This is a genomic window from Arthrobacter sp. 260, assembly GCF_013116745.1.
In the GTDB taxonomy this organism is placed as follows: Bacteria; Actinomycetota; Actinomycetes; order Actinomycetales; family Micrococcaceae; genus Arthrobacter_D.
On sequence record NZ_JABFOE010000003.1, the window covers coordinates 279,214 to 295,014 of the forward strand.

The following is a 15,801-nucleotide window of genomic DNA, read 5'->3' on the forward strand; positions in this document are numbered from 1 at the left end:
TCACTTGAGTAATGAAGGAATTCAGTACTGCCGGCACCGAGGACCGGCAGCCCCAGCGTAAACTCATCGCCCTGGACATCGACGGGACGCTCGTCGACCACGACGGCCACATGTCCGACGAGGTGCGTGACGCCGCACGCGCCGTCGTCGGCGCCGGGCACGAGGTCATCATTGCGACAGGCCGCTCACTGGGTGCCGCGCTGCCGATCATCGAGCAGCTCGGGATTGAGCGCGGCTACAGCGTGTGCTCGAACGGCGGAGTGACGCTGCGTGTCGACTCCGGGACTGCCCAGGGGTTTGAGATCGTCGACCGGGTCACCTTCGATCCCCGGCCCGCGCTCGTCGCACTCCGCGAACGGCTGCCGACAGCCAAGTATGCGCTTGAGGACGACGACGGCAACTTCCTCGCCACCGAACCGTTCCAGGATGCCAGCTTCGGCGCCGAAACCCGCACCGTCGATTTCGAGGACATGCTCGACGCCGCCGCCGTCAGGGTGGTCGTCTTCAGCACTGACAGCACCGCCGAGCAGTTCGGTGAGGCGGTCGAGGCCATCGGCCTTCACGGTGTCACCTACTCGGTGGGATGGACGGCCTGGCTCGACATCGCCGCCGCCGGTGTCACCAAGGCCAGCGCCCTTGAGCTGTTGCGACGCCGGCTGGACATCGACCCCTCGCACACCGTGGCGATCGGGGATGGACGCAATGACATTGAAATGCTCGTCTGGGCGGCGCGGTCCGTGGCGATGGGCCAGTCGCCTGATGAGGTACTGGCCGCGGCCACCGAGGTGACGGCGAGCGTGTACGACGACGGCGCCGCCAAGGTACTGCGCACCCTCCTCTAGGCACGCCCGGGCGTTGCCGGATGGACGGACCAGTCAGCGGCTGGCGGCCGGCTCATACGGCAGGGACGCCGGCGGCAGCGCGGTTGGTCCGTAGGACAGATCGAGGAGTCTCGCGGCGGCAGGCCGGGTTGCCCACTCCTCCACCCAGTGCGACCGGACTACTGCCTTGCTGACTGCCTGCGTGGTGATGCCCAGTTCAGCGGCGATCAGCTTCTGCTGCCCCCGGGCGCCGGGCGTCAACAGGTCAAGGACGTTCCATTCCGCGTCGGTCCGCGTGAACACGATCTGGCCCAGCAGGCGGAGCACTGCCTCAGCCTCCGCAGCAATGGTCGAGTCGGGGCCCTCGACGGCGAGCGGGATCCGCTCGCCGGTCTTCTGGGCCCTGGTCACGGCGCGCCGGGCGTAGATCAGCCCATACCCCTGCGCTTCAAGAATGTTTTCCGGGACCGGAGTGTGCAACCCTCCGACGCCGATTCCCACGTGCCACCGTCGGTACCTCAGGGCAGTGAGGGCGACGTCGACCGCTGTCGCGGCGCTGTCCACCACACCCTGCAGCTCATCACCGGTGGAGCGCTGGAACGGCACCACTGTTTCGACGTTCCGCAGGCCACGCAGCAGGTCGCCGACGAGGTCTCCGACCTCGCGGGAGTCCCGCTGATTGATCGTTAAAACGTAGAGCATGGCTTCAGTATGCCTGAAGCCATGCCCTAGAACGCTCTAATCAACCGAAAAAAGTTGTTTTGATGGGGCCTAGCGGCCTTGTGGGTTTGCAGTGGCGTTCTCGACGTCGGCGTCGACGTCCCTACCCTGCGGCTCGTCCTCTTCGCGCTGTTCCCCGAGATCCTGGAACCGCTTCAGCGAGGCCTTCACTTCGGCTTCGGCTGCCGCGCGGTCGGCCCAGTCGGCTGCCTCAACCCATTTGCCCGGTTCCAGGTCCTTGTACCGCTCGAAGAAGTGCTTGATCTCATCGAGCAGGAACGGCGACACATCGGAGAGATCTTTGATGTGCTCAAAACGCGGGTCGTTGGGCACGCACAGCACCTTCGCGTCGCCGCCGCCGTCGTCGGTCATGTTGAACACGCCGATGGGACGGGCCTCGACCAGCACGCCGGGGATCAGGTCGAAGTCCTGCAGCATCACCATTGCGTCCAGCGGATCGCCGTCCTCGCCGAGGGTGTTCTCGAAGTAGCCGTAGTGGGTGGGGTACTGCATCGAGGTGAAGAGGACGCGGTCCAGGCGCAACCGGTGCGTTTCGTGGTCGATTTCGTACTTGACGCGTGATCCTTTGGGGATCTCGATGGTGACGTCGAGGTTCATGGCACTCTCCTGTGGAATCCTTTGGGCAGCGCGCGGCGGTAGGCCCCAGGGGCTGCCGCGTCGGTCTAGTCTTAAACATATAGGTTTGGGACGCATCCCGTAGCCCGAACCAATTCTTTGCTCTCGCCGATTGGGGACTTTCATGCTGCGTAGCGCGCGCATGATCACAGCAGCGCTGCTGGTTGCCGTGTTCGCGGTCCTCGCCGTGCCGCTGGGCTTCGCCGCAGTACCCACGGTTGTTCGCGCACTGGAGGCGCCCGAGCCCACACCCGTGCCCACCACCCCCGACATCCAGTTGCCACCCACTGAGCTGACCCCGCCAGCCGTCGTCGGTGCGCTTGAACCCGCGGCACCAGCACCCGAGCAAGATATTCTCACCGCAGCGCTGAACGCCGAGCTCGTCCTCGAGGGCCCCGGCGAGATTTCGGCCATCGTGCTGGACGCCGACTCCGGGGAGAACCTCTTTGAGCGTGGCCCCGACAACCACCAGCTGCCAGCATCGAACCAGAAGCTGCTCACCGCTGCCGCCGCGATGAGCAAACTTGACCCGACTCGACGGCTCACCACCGCTGTGGTCGCTGGAGACCGACCGAGCGAGCTGGTGTTGGTGGCCGGCGGAGACGTTCTCCTCACCGCCGGAACGTCAAAGCCCGACGCGGTTGTCGGCCACGCAGGCTTGCAGACCCTCGCGGAGGAAACCCTCGCCGCACTCGACCCCGCCGACTCGCCGTTCACCGTCACGATCGACGACACCCTGTTCGTCGGGCCCACCCTCAACGCCGGCTGGCTGCCCGGTGACATTGCCGCCGGGGAGATCGCTCCGATCTACCCGCTGGCCATCAACTCCTCCTGGATCGACGAGACCGCCAGCGGAGGGCCTCGATCCCCGGATGCGGCCCTCGCCGCAGCGACCGCCTTCCGCGACGCCCTAGCGCTCGCCGGTGGCGACAGTGGGCTGGAGGTCGCCGTGGAGGTGACCCGGTCGCAGGCACCCGCGGAGGGCGGTGACCAGCTGGCGGCCGTTGATTCGGCAACCATCGCCGAGCAGGTGCAACACATGCTCCTGACCAGCGACAACTACCTCGCCGAAACCCTCGCCCGCCTGGCGGCACGCGCCAGCGGGCAACCCGCGTCCTTTGGCGGAGCCACCGAGACCATCGACCGGGTGCTGAATCAGCTGGCCGTTCCCACCGAGTCACTGGTGGTCAGTGACGCGGCTGGCCTTTCACCCCGGAACGAAGTCTCCCCCGCCCAGCTCGCCGCAGTGGTACGGGCCATGGTGGTCTCCGATGATCCCGCCCTCGCATCAGCACTGGCCGGACTGCCGGTCGCCGGGCTGTCGGGCACGCTCCAGGAGAGGTATGCAGACACCGCGACGGCGGCTGGAGCGGGACTGGTACGGGCCAAAACGGGGACCCTGAACGCTGTAACCGCGCTCAGCGGGTACGTGGTGACCGCCGAGGGGCGGCTGCTGGTGTTCTCGTTCATCGCCAGCGGACTGGATGGGAACACCGGTGAGGCGCGCGCGGCAATCGACCGGGCCGCAGCAGCCCTGGCAGCGTGCGGCTGCCGATAGCTGCCGCTTTCCTCACAGACTAGTGTGATCGAATGGACCCCATGGAGAGCAACCTTTCATCCACCGTCCGACACCCGGCCCCGCAGCTGATCAACTGGGACCTCGCGGCAGCCAGTGCTGCGAAGCTCACCCCCGCGGGACCGCAGGTGAGTGCCCGGGAAATCGAGGCAGTAGTCGCCGATCTGAGAGCGGCGGCAGACGCCTCGATTGGGTACGTACACCAGATCACCGGACTCGACGCGGCTAAGGACCTGGGCGACTCCGACCTGTTGATCGTTGACCGGGCGTCGTGGGCAAAGGCCAACACCCAAAGTTTCCAGGCTCTGATGGCGCCGGCCCTGGACCACCTGGCGCGGACCAGGAAGGACCAGCTCACCACCGCCAGCGCCGCGCTCGGTGGGACGGTCACGGGGGCCCAGTTCGGCGCGATCCTGGCGTTCCTCTCGTCCAAGGTGCTCGGCCAGTACGATCCCTTCGGACCCGCGAGGAACGGAACCGGCGGCCGCCTGATGCTGGTCGCCCCGAACATTCTTGCAATCGAGCGGGAGCTCAACGTCGACCCAGCCGATTTCCGCCTGTGGGTGTGCCTGCACGAGCAGACCCACCGGGTCCAGTTCGCCGCCGCGCCCTGGCTGAAAGACCACATGCTCGCGCACATCTCCGAGCTGACCGAGGGACTCCTCGACAAGGCAGACGGGCTTTCCGAGCGGTTGGCGAAGGCCGCGAAGGGGTTGACAGCCTCCGGCGGATCCTCCGATGCGGGGACCAGCCCAGCGAGAACCGGTGAGCATGACAACGGGATTCTGTCGTTGCTCCAGGACCCGCAGGACAAGGCGAGAATGTCCCACCTCACGGCGGTCATGAGCCTGCTCGAGGGTCACGCGAACGTGGTGATGGACGCCGTTGACGCCAGTATCGTGCCCAGCGTCAAGACCATCCGCCGCCGGTTCAATGCCCGGGGGAAGTCCCGCGGGCCTCTGGAGAAATTCCTGCGGCGGCTGCTGGGGCTTGACGCCAAAATGCGTCAATACAGCGATGGTGCGCGGTTTGTACGCCGGGTCGTTGACCGGGTGGGGATGGAAGGGTTCAACAGCGTCTGGGCCAGTGCCGATCACCTTCCCACCGAGGAGGAGATCCACGCCCCCGACAAGTGGATTTACCGGATGGGGCTGCGCGACAGTGATTAGGCGGCCCCGGCTCAGCCCGGTGGTGGCCAATGCGCGCAACCTGGTCAGGCGTGCGCTGGAGTCCAGCAACACGCCCCCGGGATCGCTTCTGCTCGTGGCCTGCAGCGGCGGCCCCGACTCGTTGGCGCTCGCGTCGGTCGCCGTGCACCTCGCGAAATCCGGGGAATACCGGGTGGGGGCGGTGGTGGTGGATCACGGACTCCACCCGGACAGCGCCGACGTCGCCGTCGAGGCCGCGCGGAAGCTTACCCTTCTGGGACTGGACCCGGTCAGCGTGCGCGCCGTCATTGTCAATCAGCAGGGGATGGGCCCCGAGGCCGCGGCCCGGACGGCCCGGTTTCAGGCACTCGACGCGGCCGCAGAAGAGGCCGGTGCCGCAGCTGTGCTCCTCGGCCACACCCTCGACGATCAGGCGGAACAGGTACTGCTGGGCCTCGCCCGTGGTTCAGGTACCCGATCCCTCGCCGGTATGCCCGCCCAGCGGGGCATCTACCTCCGCCCCTTCCTGGGCCTCCTGAGAGAGGAAACGGTCGAGATCTGCCGGTTCGAGGGGCTCGACCCGTGGCAGGATCCGACCAACTCCGATCCGTCCTTCGCCCGCTCGCGGGTCAGGACCCAGGTGCTGCCCTACCTCGAAGACCAGTTGGGCCCGGGCGTGGCACGCGCGCTGTACAGGACGTCCCGGATCCTGGCCCAGGACGCCGACTACCTGGATGGGTTGAGCCTGGAACGCTTCGAGCAACTCCAGGTGAGGGACGGTGACGACATCCTGCTGTCGGAGGACGCGCTGCGGTCCCTTCCTGCATCCCTGAGGCAACGGGTCCTCGCCCTCGCCGCGGTCCGGCTAGGCGGTGAACAACCCAGTTTCGAGAGGATCCGGGCTGCGGAGACACTACTTGAGCGGCGCGGCTCCGCGGGTCCGGTGCAACTGGGTGGTTTTGTGAGCGTGCACCGTCAGGTGCGCGGGAAATCTGTTCCCCAAGGGGACCCAAGCTATGGCAGTCTTGTCTTTAGAAACAACCGCGCGCTTTCCTAAGTCGCAGGCGCCGCCCAATCCAAAACCTTCAGGAGCAATTGGTGGATTCACAGGACGTCCAGGACGACCTTAAGCATGTTCTCTACACGAAAGAGGAAATCCAGCAGCGCGTTGCCGAGTTGGCGGCCCAGATCGACAAGGACTATGCCGGCCGTGACCTTCTGATCGTCGGGGTCCTGAAGGGCGCCGTCATGGTGATGGCGGACCTGGCGCGGGCGCTGCACTCCCACGTAACGATGGATTGGATGGCGGTGTCCTCCTATGGTTCGGGCACGCAATCCTCAGGCGTCGTCCGTATCCTCAAGGACCTTGAGACGGACCTCATGGGCAAGCACGTACTGATCGTGGAAGACATCATCGACTCCGGTCTAACCCTTTCCTGGTTGAAATCCAACCTCCAGTCGCGTGGCCCGGCCTCAGTGGAAATCTGCACTCTGCTGCGGAAACCTGAGGCAGCGAAGGTCAGCATTGACGTGAAATACGTTGGCTACAACATTCCGAACGAGTTCGTGGTCGGTTACGGCCTCGACTTCGCCGAAAAGTACCGCAATCTTGACTTCATCGGCACCCTCGCCCCGCACGTCTACGAGTAAGCCCACCCGCCGGACGGTTCGGTTCGCCGTTAATCTGTCCGCCCATAGGGAACTTATGGGTGATTTGGTGCGTGGTTGAGTGCAGACAGTGTAAAGCTTTGTCTAGCTTTTGTTGCGCCGTCCGCGTGACACCGCAGTGACTGAGCACGGCAGTATTCGAGCACCGCAGTATTTGCTTGTTAGCAGGAGGGACAGGGTCTTGCAGCCCTGAGACGAATGAAATTTAAGAACCTTTTCAAGGGGCCCATCTTTTGGATCGTGCTCGCCGTCGTGGCGTTGCTGATCATTCTGCCCAACCTGTTCAGCACCAGCAGTTCACGGGTGGATACCAACGTGGGCCTCGACCTCCTGAATGACAACCAGGTGGAACAGGCGAAGATTTACGACGGCGACCAGCGGGTCGACCTCACCCTGCGCGAGGACTACGAGGACATGGGCCGGAGCGTCCAGTTCTTCTTTAGCACTGCCCGGGCCGAAGACGTGGTCGCGGCCATCAACGCCTCCGACGTTGACGGCTTCACCGACCAGCCCGCCGAAAGCAACTGGTTCACCAGCTTCCTCGGCCTGATGCTGCCGTTGCTGATCATCGGTGCCATTTTCTGGTTCCTGCTTTCCCGGATGCAGGGTGGCGGGTCAAAGGTGATGCAGTTCGGCAAGTCCAAGGCGAAACTCGTGTCCAAAGACATGCCGCAGGTCACCTTCAATGACGTCGCCGGCGCCGATGAAGCGGTCGAGGAACTGCACGAGATCAAGGAATTCCTGCAGGAACCCGCAAAATTCCAGGCGCTCGGCGCGAAGATCCCGAAGGGCGTCCTCCTGTACGGCCCACCGGGAACCGGTAAAACCCTCCTGGCCCGGGCCGTGGCCGGCGAGGCAGGAGTGCCGTTCTACTCCATCTCCGGTTCCGACTTCGTCGAAATGTTTGTCGGGGTGGGTGCTTCCCGCGTCCGAGACCTGTTTGAACAGGCCAAAGCCAACTCCCCGGCGATCATCTTCGTCGACGAGATCGACGCCGTGGGCCGCCATCGTGGCGCAGGCGTCGGCGGCGGCAACGACGAACGCGAGCAGACACTGAACCAGCTCCTCGTCGAAATGGACGGCTTCGACGCCACCTCGAATGTGATCCTGATTGCCGCCACCAACCGGCCCGACGTCCTGGACCCGGCGCTGCTGCGTCCCGGCAGGTTCGACCGGCAGATCGGCGTCGAGGCACCGGACATGCTGGGCCGCGAGCACATCCTGACGGTGCACTCCAAGGGCAAGCCGATGGCGCCCGGAGTGGACCTGAGGTCCGTCGCCAAGAAGACCCCCGGGTTCACGGGCGCCGACCTGGCGAACGTTCTCAACGAGGCCGCCCTCTTGACCGCACGCTCCAACGCGCAGCTGATCGATGACCGGGCCCTTGACGAGTCGATTGACCGGGTCATCGCGGGTCCGCAAAAGCGCAGCCGGGTGATGAAGGAACTGGAACGCAAAATCACCGCCTATCACGAAGGCGGACACGCACTGGTAGCCGCTGCCCTACGCAATACGTCGCCCGTCACCAAGGTGACCATCCTGCCGCGTGGACGGGCACTGGGTTACACCATGGTGTTGCCCAGCGACGACAAGTACTCGGTGACCCGCAACGAACTGCTGGACCAGTTGGCGTACGCGATGGGTGGACGGGTTGCAGAGGAGATCGTATTCCACGACCCGTCGACCGGGGCGTCGAACGACATCGAGAAGGCCACCTCCACCGCCCGGAAGATGGTGACCGAGTACGGAATGAGCGAGCGGATCGGCTCGGTGAAGTTGGGCCAGGGCGGAGGCGAGCCTTTCCTCGGCAGGGACATGGGCCATGAACGGAACTACTCGGACCACATCGCCTACATCGTCGACGAGGAGATTCGCCGCCTGATCGACAACGCCCATGACGAGGCCTACGAGATCCTGACCGAGAACAGGGACGTGCTGGACCGGGTCGCGCTGGAGTTGCTGGAACGGGAGACCCTCAACCAGGCGGAGATCGCCGAGGTCTTCACCGAGATCCGCAAGCGGGATATTCGCGACGTGTGGCTGTCCAAGGATTCCCGCCCAGTGCATGCGCTGCCTCCCGTCGTGTCGAAGAAGGAGCGCCAGGAAGCAAGCGAAGCCGGTGAACCAGCCCCTGAGACGGTGGCACCGCAGGACCAGATCGCCGATGCCCGACTTGTTGGCGACTTCGACGTCCACGGATCCGAGTTGCCAACACCTGAGACCGGCGACGCGTCGACCGGTGGGACGGACGCCGACGGACCTCGCCCCTAACGGGCGGTCCTATGGCACCGCGTAGGATTACTTCAGTGACAGATTTTGACGATGAAGTGTTCTCCGCGGCACTCGCAGCGGCTGGCTCGCCGGTGGACCAACCGAGAATCCAGCGGGCGGTGCGCGAGATCCTCGCCGCCATCGGCGAAGACCCCGACCGCGACGGCCTGGTGGAAACCCCGAAGCGGGTGGCGAAAGCCTATGCGGAGTTCTTCGCCGGGCTGCACCAGGATCCGGCAGAGGTCCTTTCCACCACTTTCGAGATCGACCATGAGGAACTGGTCCTGGTCAAGGACATCCCGTTCTATTCGACCTGCGAACACCACCTCGTGCCCTTCCACGGGTCAGCCCACATAGGGTATATCCCCTCGGCTGAGGGCAGGGTCACTGGGCTGAGCAAGCTCGCTCGTCTGGTGGAGGTGTTCGCCCGGCGCCCCCAGGTGCAGGAGCGGCTCACCACGCAGATTGTCGAGGCCCTCATGACGCACCTGCAACCGAAGGGTGCGATTGTGGTGGTGGAGTGCGAACACATGTGCATGTCCATGCGTGGCGTGCGTAAACCCGGCGCCAAGACCGTCACGTCAGCAGTCCGCGGCCAGGTGCGGGACCCCGCCACCCGCGCCGAAGCTATGAGCCTGATACTCGGAAGATAGGACCACACACCGATGGATTCACTTGCAGCGGCACCGGGAACCGGGCCCGCCACCTCTCCCCTCCCCGTCCTGCGGGTCGCGAAGGTAGCGAAAACCTTCGACGACCTCCCCTCCGACCGCTCCCTGGTGATGGGGGTCCTGAACGTTACCCCCGACTCCTTCAGCGACGGCGGCCGTTTCGCCAGCACCGACGACGCCATCGCCGAGGGTCTCCGGATGCACTACGCGGGCGCCGACATCATCGACGTGGGCGGCGAATCAACCCGACCCAACGCCGATCAGACGAGCCCCGACGAGGAGCAACAGCGCATCTTGCCGGTGGTCGCAGCACTGGTGAAGGCGGGAGCACTCATCAGCGTGGACACCATGCACGCCTCGACCGCAGCCAAGGCGCTGGACGCCGGGGCCGCCCTGGTCAACGACGTGTCAGGGCTGGACTATGACCCGGCCATGCCCGCTCTGATCGCTGAACGCAACGTCCCCTACGTGCTGCTGCACCGCCGGGGCACCGCCGCGACCATGGGCTCACTCGCCCAGTATGGGGAGGTGGTGGACGAGGTCATCGCCGAACTGATGAAGGTCCGGGATGCCTTCGTCGAGGCGGGAGTCGATCCCGGACTGATTATCCTCGACCCCGGCCTGGGCTTCGCCAAGAACGAGGATCACAACTGGGCGATCCTGCGCGCCGTCGACCGGTTCACCGCGCTGGGCCACCGGGTCCTGATCGGAGCGTCACGCAAACGCTTCCTCGGCACCCTGCTCACCTCAGCAGGGAAAGCCGCAGCCCCCCAGGAACGCGACTCGGCGACCGTTGCCGTCTCGGCCCTCGCGGCAGCCGCCGGTGCGTGGGGGGTCCGCGTGCACGACGTCGGCCCCAACCTGGATGCCGTCAAGGTTTCCGCAGCGTGGACCGACTAGGCGAGGTCCCCATGACAACGGTCCAGCAGGACACCATCACGATCACCGGCATCACCGCTGTCGGTTTCCATGGCGTCTTCGATTCCGAGCGACGGGAGGGCCAGCCCTTCGTCGTCGACGTCGTCCTGCACCTGGACCTCCGTTCAGCCGGAACGACCGACAACCTGGAAGCCACCGCCCATTACGGAGACGTGGCCGAGCAGGTGGTCGCCGCGATTACCAGCGAACCGTTGAACCTCATCGAAGCGCTGGCTGAGAGAATCGCAGCCGGCCTGCTCGCCGGATTCCCGGCCGAAACGGTCCAGGTAACTGTTCACAAGCCCCAGGCACCCATCCCGGTCACCTTCGGGGATGTCTCAGTCTCGATTGTCCGCACACGGATCGGTCAGGGATCGTTGTGACCGGCAGGGTGCGGTCGGTACTGGCACTGGGCAGCAACCTCGGCGACAGCCACGGCACCCTGTCCCTCGCCGTCGCGGACCTGGTGGACAACCCGCGGGTCAGGTTGCGTGAAGTCTCACCGGTGGTCCGGTCCACCGCGGTTGGCGGGCCGGAGCAGCCCGACTACCTCAACATGGTGATCGAGGTGGAAACCGACCTTGGCCCCTACGAGTTTCTTGCCCACTGCCAGGCCGTCGAGAACCTACACCACCGGACCAGGGACGTCCGGTGGGGCCCACGGACGCTCGACGTGGACATCATCACGTACGGCGACCAGACTTCCGACGACGAGGTCCTCACCCTTCCTCACCCCCGGGCGGCCGAGCGTGCCTTCGTCCTGCAACCGTGGGCCTGGATGGACTCCACTGCGAGGCTTGGAGGACGCCTGGTAACCGAACTGGTTGGCAGTACCGCCGACCTCGCAGGAATCCGACCCTATGAGGGGGCCGATACGCCGTGGGCACCGTAAAGTTCAGCTGGCTGGCCGGCTTCGGTGTGGTCGCGGCCATCGCCGGGTGGCTGGTCAACTGGTGGGCCAACCGCAATGGTTTCCCGGCACCGACACTGCACCTGAGTTCACTGCTGACGGTCGCGGCTATCCTCACCGTGACCCTGATCTTCGGGTTCCGGGTGCTGCGCTGGCGCAACGGCCGACGCGACCGCGCCCTCAACCCGATCCTCGCCGCCCGCACAGTCGTTCTCGCGCAGGCGACCGCCTACGCGGGAGCGCTGAACACGGGGTGGCACCTGGGCATCCTGGTGGACCAACTGTCACTGGTGGCAGTGCGTGGCGTCACCGGGTCGCTGTGGGGGACCATCGTGCTGGCTGTGAGCGGTATCGTGATGATCGTTGTCGGTCTGGTGGTGCAGGGATTCTGCCGGCTACCGCCCGATGACGGAGCGGACGGTCTCGACCGTAACGGTAGCCGGAACGACGAGGGGGAGTATGCGTAAGGAACCAATTGACCCGGATGGGCTCGTCTGGAAGCGGGTCTCGCCGAAGTACCTGACCGTCCGGTTGCTCGGCTGGGTGGTTGGCACGGTCATCAACCTCGCAATCTTCAGCATCCCCCTGGTCCTGGTCCTCACCGACGTCTGGTGGGGTTTCCCGCCACTGTGGGTTGCCTGGGCACTGCCGATCATTACCCTGGTGATTTGTGTGTGGCGCGGAATCCTCATTCCCCGACAGGTCCGCGCGATCGGCTACGCGGAACGCAACGAGGATCTTCTGATCCGCACCGGTGTCTTCTACCAGCGCACCATGGTGGTGCCCTACGGCCGGATGCAGTACGTCGACGTTGCGGTGGGTCCGATCGACCGGGCCTTCGGTCTGTGCAGCCTGAAGCTGCACACCGCTTCCCCCGGCACCAACGCCTCCATCCCGGGACTGCCGGGCGACGAGGGTGCACGCCTCAGGGAGCAACTGTCTGCCCGCGGTGAGGCGAAGCTGGCCGGACTGTGACCACCCACGATCAGGCGCCACCGGACGGCCCCGTCGCCCCGGACCCCACCCTCCTGGCAACGTCAGAGGACCAATGGAGCCGCGTTCACGTTATTTCCCCACTGGTCCGCGGGTGGATTGCCCTGCTGGCCATCGCATTCTTCGCCGGGCGGGACCTCTTTGAAGGCGTCCTGATCGGTGAAGAGTCACCCGGCCTGTCCGACGGCGGGGTCCGGCTCCCCTGGACGATCGCCATCATCGCCGGCGTGGTGGTGCTGGTGGCAGTGGGCTTCATGCTGTCCTGGTACTTCACCCGATACCAGGTGACCGAACACCATGTGAGGGTCAATTCGGGGGTGCTGTTCCGCCAGAACCGGCAGGCGCGGCTGGACAGGGTGCAGGCGATCGACGTCGTCCAGCCGTTCCTCGCGAGGGTCTTCGGACTGGCAGAACTGAAGTTCGAAGTGGCCGACGCCGGAGAGTCCGCGGTCAAACTGGCCTTCCTGAAACTCAGTGACGCCCAACGTCTTCGTGCAACCATCCTGGCCCGTGCGGCGGGGGTCAGCATCGACCCCGAAAATCCGGAGGACATCCAGGAGGCGCCGGAGCGGGAAGTGCTGGCGCTCCAGCCGGGCAGGGTAATCGCCTCAACCCTGCTTTCCGGGACAACCATTTTCCTCATCTTCGGTGTGGCGGCCGTGGTGGTGTTCGCCGTCACCCTCGACGCGGCGGCCCCGCTAGCTGTCATCATCCCCCTGGCCCTCGGTGTTGCGGGTGGCTACTGGAGCAGCATCAAGAACGGTTTCAACTTCCGGGCGGCCATCTCCCCGGACGGCATCCGGGTCCGCTACGGCCTGCTCGATACCCGGACCCAGACCGTCCCGCCCGGGCGGATTCAGGCCGTGGGAATCAGCCAGTCACCCCTCTGGCGTACCAAGGGCTGGTATCGGATGACCGTCAATGTGGCGGGGTACGGTATTGCCGCCACGGGTGACGCCCAGGCACGGGCCACGCTGCTCCCGGTTGGAACCCGCGAGGACGTCCTGCAACTCCTTGCCCTGGTGCTCCCAAATCCTGGCACCAGCGAGCCGATCGAGGTGTTCACCGCCGGGATGGAAGGCAGGGACAGCATCGCCGGATTCCTGACCACCCCGCGGCGGGCCCGATGGATCGGGCCATTCGAGTGGCGGCGCAACGGATTCGCCGTCACCGATACGGCGCTCTTGATCCGCTCCGGGTTTTTCTGGCGAAAACTCGCTGTGGTGCCGCACGAACGCACCCAGTCCCTGGCCCTGCATCAGGGTCCGGTGTACCGGCGTTTCGGGGTTGCCGACCTCCTGCTCCACACCACGCCCGGTCCGGTCAGCCCACGGATCCAGCAGGTTGATCAGCACACTGCCTGGCGGCTCTTCCACGAACAGGGCGTCCGGGCCGCCGAGGCCCGCCGACGGAGCGCGCCAGAGCAATGGATGAGGCCCGTGGAGGTGGCTGCGGCAACGCTCATGCCACCCGTGCCGTCATATTCGGACCGCGACTCCCGGGAAGCCCCTGATAATCACCGCGGGGAAGCTCACGAACCCCACCCGATAGAAGCTCACGATCCTCACCCGGAGGAAGCTCAACGAGCTCCGACGGACCACCTAGGAGACACCCCTGATGGCCAACGCTAGTGGCAGCCGACGCCCAGGCCGGCTCGGAGTCGGCATCGTCGGTGCCGGCAAGGTGGGGGCGGTCCTCGGGGCCGCGCTCCGCGCCGCCGAACACGCAGTGATCGGCGTCTCCGCCGTCTCCGAGGCAAGCCTGGAACGCGCAGAGATGCTGTTGCCCGGCGTGCCCGTGCTGTCCATCCCAGAAATCGTTGAACGATCCGAGCTGGTACTGATCGCCGTGCCCGACGACGCCTTGCCCGACCTGGTGGACGGCCTCGCCAAGCTGGGGGCGTGGCAGCCGGGGCAGCTCGTCGCCCACACCTCCGGTCGGTTCGGTATCTCGGTACTTGAGCCAGCCAGCCGGTTGGGTGCCATCCCGCTTGCCCTGCATCCCGCCATGACCTTCACCGGTATGAGTCTCGATCTTGCGCGACTCCCCGACTGCAGTTTCGGCATTTCGGCGCCGTCAGCGGTGCTTCCCGTTGCGCAGGCGCTGGTGGTGGAGATGGGCGCCGAACCAGTGGTGATCGACGAGGCCCACCGGCCGCTCTATCACGCGGCGTTGGCGCACGCCTCGAACCACCTGGTCACGATCACCGCCCAATCGACGCAGCTCCTCACCGACATCGGGGTCGAGCAGCCCCACCGGATGCTTGGTCCCCTCATGAGAGCGTCTCTGGAAAATGCGCTGTCTGCGGGGGAGGGTGCCCTCACCGGACCGGTGGCCCGGGGAGACACGGGAACAGTTGAAGCCCACCTCTCAGCGCTTGGAAACCAGCCGGCGGCCGACATCCGCGCCGCCTACCGCTCGCTGGCCATTGCCACGGCGCAACGCGCCGTCGACCGCGGGCTTCTCAGCCAGGCACAGGGAAGCGCCATCTCCCGGACGCTCGCCCAGGGCCAGGAGGAACCTGATGCGTGAAACGGTAATGCCCCGGGTGGTGAAGACCTCCGCTGACCTGAGGTTGGCCACCGCCGAACTTCTCCTCGGGCACCCGGTGACCAACGAGGCCGGCGGACGGCGAAGCCTCGGGTTTGTCCCCACGATGGGCGCACTCCACGAGGGCCACGCGGCGCTGGCGCGGGCTGCCCGGCGGGACAACGAGGTGGTGGTCGCCTCGATCTTCGTGAACCCACTGCAGTTTGGCGAGCCGTCAGACCTTCAGCGCTACCCGCGGCAACTGGACCAGGACCTTGAGCTGCTGGCCGGCTGCGGTGTCGACCTGGTGTTCGCTCCCTCCGAGGAGGAGATGTACCCGGCCGGCCCCCCACTCGTCACGGTGAGCTCCGGAGAGCTGGGGCAAAAGTTCGAGGGAGCAGCCCGACCGGGACACTTCGATGGAATGCTCACGGTGGTCGCGAAGTTATTGCACCGTGTCGCCCCGGGAGTCGAGGCAGGCTACCGATGCTACTTCGGCCAGAAGGACGCTCAGCAGCTGGCACTCATCCGACGGATGGTCAACGACCTGGATTACCCCGCCGAGATCATTGCGGTCCCCACTGTCAGGACCTCCGCCGGATTGGCCCTTTCCAGCCGGAACCGGTTCCTGGAAGCGGATGAGGAAGACGCCGCCCTGGTGTTGTCCCGCGCCCTGAAACTCCTCGTCGACAGGGCAGCTCGCAACGAGCCGTTGGATGTCGACTCGGCCGTGGCGTTGGTCACTAGCCAGCCAAAGGTCAGCCTGGACTATTTTGAGGTAGTCGACCCAGCGACTCTTGAACCGCTGGCATTCAACTGCAGGGATACGCCCTTCACCGGGGAGGCGCTTGCCCTGATCGCAGCCAGGGTTGGTTCGGTACGGCTGATCGACAACGCCCCCCTGGGGCAGTAAGCACTGTCGCCGGGCGCCCACCAAATG

17 protein-coding genes are annotated in these 15,801 nt (G+C 65.6%); 15 read left to right on the plus strand and 2 right to left on the minus strand.

All coding sequences use genetic code 11. The features are described from left to right. Nucleotides 1–11: 11 nt before the first annotated feature. Nucleotides 12–842 carry an HAD family hydrolase gene (locus HMI57_RS05655; protein ID WP_171584954.1) on the plus strand — a complete coding sequence of 277 codons (831 nt, stop codon included), beginning with the start codon at nucleotides 12–14 and terminating at the stop codon, nucleotides 840–842. Nucleotides 843–875: 33 nt separating this feature from the next. Here HMI57_RS05655 and HMI57_RS05660 read toward each other — a convergent pair whose 3' ends face one another. Both HMI57_RS05660 and HMI57_RS05665 read right to left on the minus strand, forming a co-directional pair. Continuing rightward, entirely contained in the window at nucleotides 876–1,523 is a 648-nt protein-coding gene (locus HMI57_RS05660) for a hypothetical protein (protein ID WP_171584955.1), read from the minus strand. A 69-nt stretch (nucleotides 1,524–1,592) separates the two neighbouring features. Then, on the minus strand, nucleotides 1,593–2,159 hold the full coding sequence (locus HMI57_RS05665) for an inorganic diphosphatase (protein WP_171584956.1): 567 nt from the start codon (nucleotides 2,157–2,159) through the stop codon (nucleotides 1,593–1,595). Nucleotides 2,160–2,319: 160 nt separating this feature from the next. Here HMI57_RS05665 and dacB point away from each other — a divergent pair, with 160 nt between their 5' ends. From dacB to panC, 14 genes are all read left to right on the plus strand, one after another. Next, entirely contained in the window at nucleotides 2,320–3,735 is a 1,416-nt protein-coding gene (gene dacB, locus HMI57_RS05670; RefSeq protein ID WP_171584957.1) for a D-alanyl-D-alanine carboxypeptidase/D-alanyl-D-alanine-endopeptidase, read from the plus strand. A 41-nt stretch (nucleotides 3,736–3,776) separates the two neighbouring features. Further along, on the plus strand, nucleotides 3,777–4,922 hold the full coding sequence (locus tag HMI57_RS05675; protein ID WP_171584958.1) for a zinc-dependent metalloprotease: 1,146 nt from the start codon (nucleotides 3,777–3,779) through the stop codon (nucleotides 4,920–4,922). After that, nucleotides 4,915–5,958 (plus strand): tRNA lysidine(34) synthetase TilS, encoded by a 1,044-nt coding sequence (tilS, locus tag HMI57_RS05680; RefSeq protein WP_346655139.1) that lies wholly within the window; start codon nucleotides 4,915–4,917, stop codon nucleotides 5,956–5,958. The genes HMI57_RS05675 and tilS overlap by 8 nt, the downstream gene beginning before the upstream one ends. A 41-nt stretch (nucleotides 5,959–5,999) precedes the next feature. Then, complete coding sequence (gene hpt, locus HMI57_RS05685; protein ID WP_171584959.1) at nucleotides 6,000–6,551, plus strand: hypoxanthine phosphoribosyltransferase; 552 nt, start codon at nucleotides 6,000–6,002, stop codon at nucleotides 6,549–6,551. Between the two features lie 216 nt (nucleotides 6,552–6,767). After that, nucleotides 6,768–8,840, plus strand: coding sequence for an ATP-dependent zinc metalloprotease FtsH (gene ftsH, locus HMI57_RS05690; RefSeq protein ID WP_171584960.1), 2,073 nt, complete (start codon nucleotides 6,768–6,770; stop codon nucleotides 8,838–8,840). 35 nt (nucleotides 8,841–8,875) lie between these two features. Beyond that, entirely contained in the window at nucleotides 8,876–9,493 is a 618-nt protein-coding gene (folE, locus tag HMI57_RS05695; RefSeq protein ID WP_171584961.1) for a GTP cyclohydrolase I FolE, read from the plus strand. Nucleotides 9,494–9,505: 12 nt separating this feature from the next. Then, nucleotides 9,506–10,411 (plus strand): dihydropteroate synthase, encoded by a 906-nt coding sequence (folP, locus tag HMI57_RS05700; RefSeq protein WP_171584962.1) that lies wholly within the window; start codon nucleotides 9,506–9,508, stop codon nucleotides 10,409–10,411. An 11-nt stretch (nucleotides 10,412–10,422) separates the two neighbouring features. Beyond that, nucleotides 10,423–10,812, plus strand: coding sequence for a dihydroneopterin aldolase (folB, locus tag HMI57_RS05705; RefSeq protein ID WP_171584963.1), 390 nt, complete (start codon nucleotides 10,423–10,425; stop codon nucleotides 10,810–10,812). Further along, nucleotides 10,809–11,321 (plus strand): 2-amino-4-hydroxy-6-hydroxymethyldihydropteridine diphosphokinase, encoded by a 513-nt coding sequence (gene folK / locus HMI57_RS05710; protein ID WP_171584964.1) that lies wholly within the window; start codon nucleotides 10,809–10,811, stop codon nucleotides 11,319–11,321. The genes folB and folK overlap by 4 nt, the downstream gene beginning before the upstream one ends. After that, complete coding sequence (locus HMI57_RS05715; protein WP_171584965.1) at nucleotides 11,309–11,806, plus strand: DUF3180 domain-containing protein; 498 nt, start codon at nucleotides 11,309–11,311, stop codon at nucleotides 11,804–11,806. The genes folK and HMI57_RS05715 overlap by 13 nt, the downstream gene beginning before the upstream one ends. Then, nucleotides 11,799–12,314: a PH domain-containing protein gene (locus HMI57_RS05720; protein WP_171584966.1), complete on the plus strand. Its 516-nt coding sequence runs from the start codon at nucleotides 11,799–11,801 to the stop codon at nucleotides 12,312–12,314. Before HMI57_RS05715 ends, HMI57_RS05720 begins: the two co-directional genes overlap by 8 nt. Continuing rightward, nucleotides 12,311–13,963, plus strand: a complete 1,653-nt coding sequence (locus HMI57_RS05725; protein ID WP_171584967.1) for a PH domain-containing protein — start codon at nucleotides 12,311–12,313, stop codon at nucleotides 13,961–13,963. Before HMI57_RS05720 ends, HMI57_RS05725 begins: the two co-directional genes overlap by 4 nt. Further along, nucleotides 13,950–14,864, plus strand: coding sequence for a DUF2520 domain-containing protein (locus HMI57_RS05730; RefSeq protein ID WP_171584968.1), 915 nt, complete (start codon nucleotides 13,950–13,952; stop codon nucleotides 14,862–14,864). Before HMI57_RS05725 ends, HMI57_RS05730 begins: the two co-directional genes overlap by 14 nt. Continuing rightward, nucleotides 14,857–15,774, plus strand: a complete 918-nt coding sequence (panC, locus tag HMI57_RS05735) for a pantoate--beta-alanine ligase (protein ID WP_228720937.1) — start codon at nucleotides 14,857–14,859, stop codon at nucleotides 15,772–15,774. The genes HMI57_RS05730 and panC overlap by 8 nt, the downstream gene beginning before the upstream one ends. Nucleotides 15,775–15,801 lie beyond the last annotated feature (27 nt).